The sequence below is a fragment of the Pseudomonas sp. HMWF006 genome (assembly GCF_003061205.1).
Taxonomy (GTDB): domain Bacteria; phylum Pseudomonadota; class Gammaproteobacteria; order Pseudomonadales; family Pseudomonadaceae; genus Aquipseudomonas; species Aquipseudomonas monsensis.
This window is the reverse complement of record NZ_QAIU01000242.1, coordinates 7,815-14,457: the sequence shown is the minus strand read 5'-3', so window position 1 is coordinate 14,457 and position 6,643 is coordinate 7,815. Positions and strand designations below refer to the sequence as shown.

Here is a 6,643-nt window from a genome sequence, read left to right as displayed (position 1 = left end):
CCGCCGAGCGGTGCATCACGGGTGACCCAGGCGGATTTCTCTTCGTAAGTGCCGCGTACCCCGGCGGTGAAATCCAGGCGCTCGGTCAGATGCCAGGTGCCTTGGGCAAACAGCGCAAAACTGTCGGTCTTGATATGGCCGTTGCCGATGCTGGTGACATTGGCCAGCGCTCCGCGCGGCGTGCCATTCCAGATGTCGGCCTGAGGGCCGTAATAGGCGAAGGATTTGTTGTCCAGGTCCGAGCCAAAGTAATAAGCACCGACCACGTAATCGAAGAACTCGCCCTTGGGCGAGGCCAGACGAAATTCCTGCGAATACTGTTTGTCTTCCACCGAAACCCCGGCGTTGTAACTCGCCGGCACGTTGAGGCCATCGTCGTTACGCGGGGTGAAATTCCAGAAGCGATAGGCGCTGATCGAGGTCAGCGTGAAGTCGCTCGGCAAGGTCCAGTTGGCTTCAACCGAGGTGCCGCCCTGATGCACGGTGACGTGCTGGTCATTGTCCAGATTCACCTTGCGGTGCGCACCGTTGACCAGCGTCGCGCCCGCCGCATTGGCCCGCGCCTGATAGAGATTGACGCCGTTGATGGTCGGCCCGGTGTTGTACAACACGCGGGTGCCGGCGCTGGAATCCTCTTCGTTGTAGTCACCGATCCAGCGCAGATTGAAATCGTCATTGGGCTTGAACAGCAACTGTGCACGGAAGCCGTCGCGCGAGCCGCCATTCAGATCATGGCCGTCGTATTCGTTCTTGATATCGCCGTCGCTGCGCGTGCGGTAGGCCGAAAAGCGTCCGGCCAGTTGATCGTTAAGCGGCCCGGAAATCGTGCCCTTGGTCTGGAAATAACCGCCCTCGCCCACCGAGGTTTCGATGCTGCGCTCCGGCGTGAACGTCGGGGCGCGGGTGCTGATATTGATCACCCCGGCGGTGGTGTTTTTGCCGAACAGCGTGCCCTGCGGTCCGCGCAGGACTTCCAGCTGTTCGATGTCCATCAAATCGAACACCGCCATCCCCGGGCGCCCCAGATAAACGTTGTCGATGTACAGCCCGACGCTGCCTTCCAGGCCGTCACTGGCCGGGTTGTTGCCCAGGCCCCGAATCGACACGCTGGACTGGCGTGCGTGCATGTAGGCGACGTTGACGCTGGGCACCAGTTGCTGCAAATCCTGAATCCGGTAGACCCGCTGTGTCTCCAGATTCTGGCCGCTGACCACGCTCATCGGCGTCGGCACATCCTGCGAGCTTTCTTCGCGGCGGCGAGTGGTGACGGTCACGGTTTCCAGCTGCGAACTGTTGACGACCGGCTTGTCGGCCGGAGCCGGCGACGGGGTTTGCGTCTCGGCGGCGTAACCATGAGTCCAGCTCGCACTCCCTGCCAGCAGCAGGGCCAGAGGCAGGCGCTTGAGCCGTCGTGGTGTTAAGGGTGACGCAAGGTTCAACGGACTCATGGCGCGGCTCCTGGTCAAAAAACACACAGACATCTTCAGCGCTGCATATTCTTTTAAGTTATTTATTTATGGATTTACAAATATTTACTGCATAAGAGATTGCCTTTATAAGGAGTCGCCCTAATGCATATCCAATGCATTTCCCGGATATTTTTTATGTGAAAAATGCATATCGACTTGCGCCAGCTCCGCCACTTCATCGCCCTCGCCGAACAACGCAGCTTCGTCGCTGGCGCGCAGGCGGTGAACCTGTCGCAGTCGGCGTTCAGCCGCAGCATTCAGGCGCTGGAACACAGCGTTGGCTGCCAGTTGGTTGATCGCGGGCGCAAGGATCTGCCACCAACCAAACAGGGCCAGGTGCTGCTCGAACATGCGCGGCGACTGGTCAGCGGCGCGCAGCAGATGGCCAACGAGATCAGTCAGTTCAATGGGCTGGAGGCGGGGGAATTGCGCTTCGGTTGCGGGCCGGCGCCGGCAGCCGGATTGATCCCGCGCGCGATCGGCGCATTCATCGGGCGCTACCCGAAGGCGCGAGTACAGTTTCAAGTCGATGACTGGCAGAGCCTGAGCAAACGCCTGCTCAGCGAGGAGTTCGAATTCTTCGTCGCCGACACCCGGCACTTCGAGGCCGACCCGGACTACCTCACCTACCGATTGCGTCCGCGCAAATGGCATTTCTGTTGTCGTGCGGGGCATCCGCTGGCCGCTTTGGAACGGGTCACGGCCGAGCAACTGATGAGTTATCCACTGGCAGTGAGCATCCGCCCGCCAAACCTGCGCAAGGTCATCGTCGACCTCAGCGGTCGCCCGGATTTCACGCCGAATGTGGAGTGTGAAAACAGTGCGAGTCTGCTGAGTGTGGTGCTGCGTTCGGAGGCGATCGGGATTGTCGGCGCGTACTCTGATGCGCTGCATCAGGCCAAGGGTGAACTGGTGTGTTTGCGTATTGAAGGCTTGGCCGATGATCTTGAAGAGTTGTACACCCGCTACGGGATTGTCAGCCGCGCGGGGTATCGGTTGTCGCCGCTGGCGGAGGCGATGATTGAGCAGATCAAGGCGGTTGATGCGGTGGATGAGGAGGTGTGTTCGCTGGATCGACTCGCTGTCTGATCCACCGCTATCGCTGGCAAGCCAGCTCCCACACGTTCCGGGTGTTCACATCATTTGTATCTGGCGCAAATCCTGTGGGAGCTGGCTTGCCAGCGATAGCGTCGCCACTCGCACCGATGCATCCACTGCATAAAACCCATTCCCCAAATGCACTTGCCGAACACCCCCACCGAAAGCGACAACCCTTGCCTGTCTCTCTGACCGGTGAACCCCATGTCCAACCCGCAAAACTCCGTGCGCAACGTGCTGTACATCATGTGCGATCAACTGCGCCGCGATTACCTGTCCTGCTACGGCCACCCGCATCTGCACACGCCGAACATTGATCGACTGGCCGCCGCCGGCGTGCGTTTCGGCCGCGCCTACACCCAAGGCACGATCTGCGGGCCGTCGAGAATGTCGGCCTACACCGGGCGTTACGTCAGCAGCCATCAAGTGGCGTGGAACGCGGTGCCGCTGCCGCTGGAGGAACTGACCATCGGCGACTACCTGCGCCCCCACGGCATCCGTACCGCGCTGGTCGGCAAGACCCACGCCACGGCCAATGTCGATGCCTTGCAGCGTCTGGCGATCAACCCCGACAGTGCGCAGGCCGAGGCGCTCAACGAGGTCGGCTTCGAACCGTACTTTCGCCACGACGGGATCTTCCCCGACGACCCGCTGTTCGACGACAAACGCGAATCCGCGCCTTACACCCATTACCTGCGCGAGCAGGGTTTCGACGGGCGCAACCCCTGGCACGACTGGGCCAATGCCGCCGAAGGCGAGCACGGCGAAATCCTCAGCGGCTGGAAAATGCGTCATGCGAATTTGCCAGCACGAATTCCCGAGCAACACTCAGAGACTGTCTACACTACAAATCGAGCGATCGACTTCATCACCGAACAAGGTGAGAAATCGTGGTGTTTACACCTCTCCTACATCAAACCGCACTGGCCCTATATCGTACCGGCGCCATACCACGCCTTGTACAGTACGAAATCGGTTCTCGACGCGGTCCGCGCAACGCCCTCCGAAGCCAGCAAACACCCCGTATACACGGCGTTCCGCCAGCATGAGGAAAGCCTCAACTTCTCTCGCGATTCAGTACGATTGACTGTAATCCCCACCTACATGGGCCTGATCAAGCAAGTGGATGATCAGCTCGGGCGGCTGTTTGATTTCCTGCAGAGCAATGGACGTTGGGATGACACCTTGATCGTGTTCACCAGCGATCACGGCGACTTTCTCGGCGATCACTGGTTGGGCGAGAAGGAGTTTTTGCTGGAACAAGCGGTGGGCGTGCCACTGATCGTGCGTGACCCGCGCGCGGCGGCAGATGCCACGCGGGGAACGGTGGAGGAGCGACTGGCGGAAACCATCGACGCATTGCCGACGTTTTTGCACGCACTGGGCTTGCCGGGGGCCGAGCATCGGCTGGAAGGACGCTCGCTGATCCCGTTGTTGCACGGTGAAAATCCTGAGTGGCGCCGCTATGCCATCAGCGAATACGACTATGCCTTCCAGGCGCCGGCGCGCGAGCGTCTCGGCCAGCCGATCGACCGCTGCCGCATGACCATGGTGCGCAGCGAGCGCTGGAAATACCTGGCGTACGATGGCTTCCGGCCACAGTTGTTTGATCTGCTGAACGATCCGCAGGAGCTGCGTGATTTGGGTGAAGATCCGGCATTCGCGGCGGTGCGCGAGGAGCATGCGGGGTATTTGTTTGAGTGGGTGCGGGGGTTGAAGCGGCGGACCACGATCAGTCATCAGGAGATTGATTGGCGCGGGCAGCGGTTTCGCTATGGCGAGCCGGAGACAGAGAAGGTTGTTCAGATTGGGGTTTGGTAGCTTTAAGAGCCCCTCACCCTAACCCTCTCCCAGAGGGAGAGGGGACTGACCGAGTTGTTTTTTAGCTATACGCCGACCTGAAATATCAAGGTTGAACTCAGGCTCGAAAAGCCCCCAATCGGCGCCCTCTCCTTCTGGGAGAGGGCTGGGCGGGCGGCGTTCCGATGAGGGGTTTTTGATCTTCAATCACGACCCTTGATGGTCTGGCTACGCTGCCCAGAAGCCCCAATCGGCACCTCACCTTTCAACGTCACCCGCCGCACCACCCGATCCTGAGTCCCGTAATCATCAATCGCATAATGCTGCGTCGAGCGGTTATCCCAGATCGCCACATCGCCGGCCTTCCAGCGCCAGCGCACGGTGTTTTCCTGACGGATCACATGGCTCTGCAACAGGCCGAACAGATGCGCCGAATCCGCCTGCGAGTAACCCTTGATGCGCTTGACGAAATGCCCCAGCAGCAAGCTCTTCTCGCCGCTGATCGGGTGCACACGCACCACCGGGTGCTCGGTCTCGTAGACCGTCGAGGTGAAAACCTTGCGATAGCGCTCGAGCTTCTCCGCCGAGACGTCAGGCTTGGCCCCGGCGTAGTCGTATTCGTTGCTGTGCACGGCGACCAGTTTGTCCGCCAGCTCACGCAGCTCGGTGGGCAGTTCGTTGTACGCGGTCGCGGTGTTGGCCCACAGGGTGTCGCCACCGAAGGCCGGGGCCACCACCGAACGCAGGATCGAGGCTTTCGGGTAGGCGTCGACGAAGGTCACGTCGGTGTGCCAGGAGTTGGCGCGCTGGCCCTCGGCACCGTCCAGTTCCAGCAGGTAACGCGTGCCCTCACGCACCGGCACGGTCGGGTGCGCCACGGGTTCGCCGAGCAGATGGGCGAAGGCTTCCTGGCGCTGATCGTCGAGTTGGGTCTGCTCGCGGAAGAACACGACCTTGTACTGGATCAGCGCCTGCTGAATGGCTTCGATCGTGGCAGCGTCCAGTTCACCGGACAGGTGCACGCCGCGAATTTCGGCGCCGATACGACCGGCCACCGGATGGATTTCCAGCGCGTGGACAGCGGGTTTTACAGCGAGTGCGGCATTGCTCATGGGTAGACCCTCATCGACTGCTTGCGGTTGGGCGGCAGCGAAACATCGCTCTATCTATATTCCATTTACATCTAATAGATATTCACATGCTTCGTTGACGGAATAAGAGCTTGCATTTAAAACCTCAAGCAACCCTCGTCGCAAATGCCTTCGAGCTATTTTTAGGATGCCGGAAAAGCATATGGATCTTCGCCAGTTGCGCTACTTCATCGCCCTCAACGAACACCGCAGTTTTGTCCGTGCGGCGGATGCGATGGGCATCACCCAACCAGCGTTCAGCCGCAGCATTCAAGGGCTGGAGCAGGAGTTCGGCTGCGTGCTGGTGGATCGCGGCAACAAGGATCTGCGCCCCACGCCCGAGGGTCAGGTGGTGCTGCAACACGCCCTGAGCCTGGTGCAAGGTGCAGCGCTGCTCAGCGCCGAAGTGACGCAGATGACCAAGCTTGATGCCGGTGAAGTGCACTTCGGTTGCGGCCCGGCGCCGGCAGTGAAACTGGTGCCGGATGCAGTGGCGCAATTCATCAACGCGCACCCGAAAGTGCGCACCTGTTTTCAGGTGGACAACTGGGAAAAACTCAGCCGTGCGCTGAGCCGCGAGGAGATCGAATTCTTTATCGCCGACATCCGTCATTTCGAAGCCGATCCGAACTTCCAGACCCAGGCCCTGACGCCCAAGCGCGGGGTGTTTTTCTGCCGGCCGGGGCACCCGTTGCTGGCCAAGGAAAGCCTGTCGACCAACGACATGTTCGACTACCCGCTGGCGACCACACTGATCCCGCCGGGGATCCGCAAACTGCTGGCGAACCTCAGCGGCCGGATCGATTTTTCCCCGACCATCGAGACCGAGCATTTTCCGGCGCTGGTGAAAGTGGTGCTGCAATCGAATGCAATTGGCGTGGGTACGGAAGAGGCGTTCGTCGAGGACATCGCCAAGGGTTCGCTGGTGTTATTGCAGTGGCGCAATCTGCCGCAAAACCTGGAGAGCATGAATGCGCGCTGCGGGATTGTCAGTCGCACCGGGTTCCGGTTGTCGCCGGCAGCAAGAGCGATGATCGAGACGCTGGTGGCGGTGGATAAACAGGAGATCAGCGTCGCGGTTTGAGGGTCATTCCCACGCGCTGCGCGGGAATGACCGCATGACTCAGAGCTTCGCGGCCGCCAGCT

5 protein-coding genes are annotated in these 6,643 nt (G+C 60.4%); 3 read left to right on the top strand and 2 right to left on the bottom strand.

The annotated features are described in order from the left end of the window. Window positions 1-1,448: TonB-dependent receptor (locus DBR24_RS31880; RefSeq protein WP_256591378.1), on the bottom strand; the 1,448-nt coding region annotated here is incomplete at its 3' end. 165 nt (window positions 1,449-1,613) lie between these two features. Here DBR24_RS31880 and DBR24_RS09835 point away from each other — a divergent pair. Next, window positions 1,614-2,558, top strand: a complete 945-nt coding sequence (locus tag DBR24_RS09835) for a LysR family transcriptional regulator (RefSeq protein WP_123470479.1) — start codon at window positions 1,614-1,616, stop codon at window positions 2,556-2,558. A gap of 213 nt (window positions 2,559-2,771) precedes the next feature. Next, window positions 2,772-4,388, top strand: coding sequence for an alkaline phosphatase family protein (locus DBR24_RS09830; protein WP_128614632.1), 1,617 nt, complete (start codon window positions 2,772-2,774; stop codon window positions 4,386-4,388). 182 nt (window positions 4,389-4,570) lie between these two features. On the opposite strand, the gene DBR24_RS09825 is transcribed toward DBR24_RS09830, so the two are convergent. Then, a complete protein-coding gene (locus DBR24_RS09825) occupies window positions 4,571-5,479 on the bottom strand; it encodes a TauD/TfdA family dioxygenase (RefSeq protein ID WP_123470475.1) in 909 nt (302 codons plus the stop codon). Window positions 5,480-5,660: 181 nt separating this feature from the next. Here DBR24_RS09825 and DBR24_RS09820 point away from each other — a divergent pair, with 181 nt between their 5' ends. Continuing rightward, on the top strand, window positions 5,661-6,581 hold the full coding sequence (locus DBR24_RS09820) for a LysR family transcriptional regulator (protein ID WP_128614631.1): 921 nt from the start codon (window positions 5,661-5,663) through the stop codon (window positions 6,579-6,581). Window positions 6,582-6,643: the final 62 nt, after the last annotated feature.

Excerpts from the sequence above, each read along its gene's own strand:
- DBR24_RS09830 (WP_128614632.1), top strand. The coding sequence starts at position 2,772 with ATGTCCAACCCGCAAAACTCCGTGCGCAACGTGCTGTACATCATGTGC.
- DBR24_RS09835 (WP_123470479.1), top strand. The coding sequence starts at position 1,614 with ATGCATATCGACTTGCGCCAGCTCCGCCACTTCATCGCCCTCGCCGAA.
- DBR24_RS09820 (WP_128614631.1), top strand. The coding sequence starts at position 5,661 with ATGGATCTTCGCCAGTTGCGCTACTTCATCGCCCTCAACGAACACCGC.
- DBR24_RS09825 (WP_123470475.1), bottom strand. The coding sequence starts at position 5,479 with ATGAGCAATGCCGCACTCGCTGTAAAACCCGCTGTCCACGCGCTGGAA.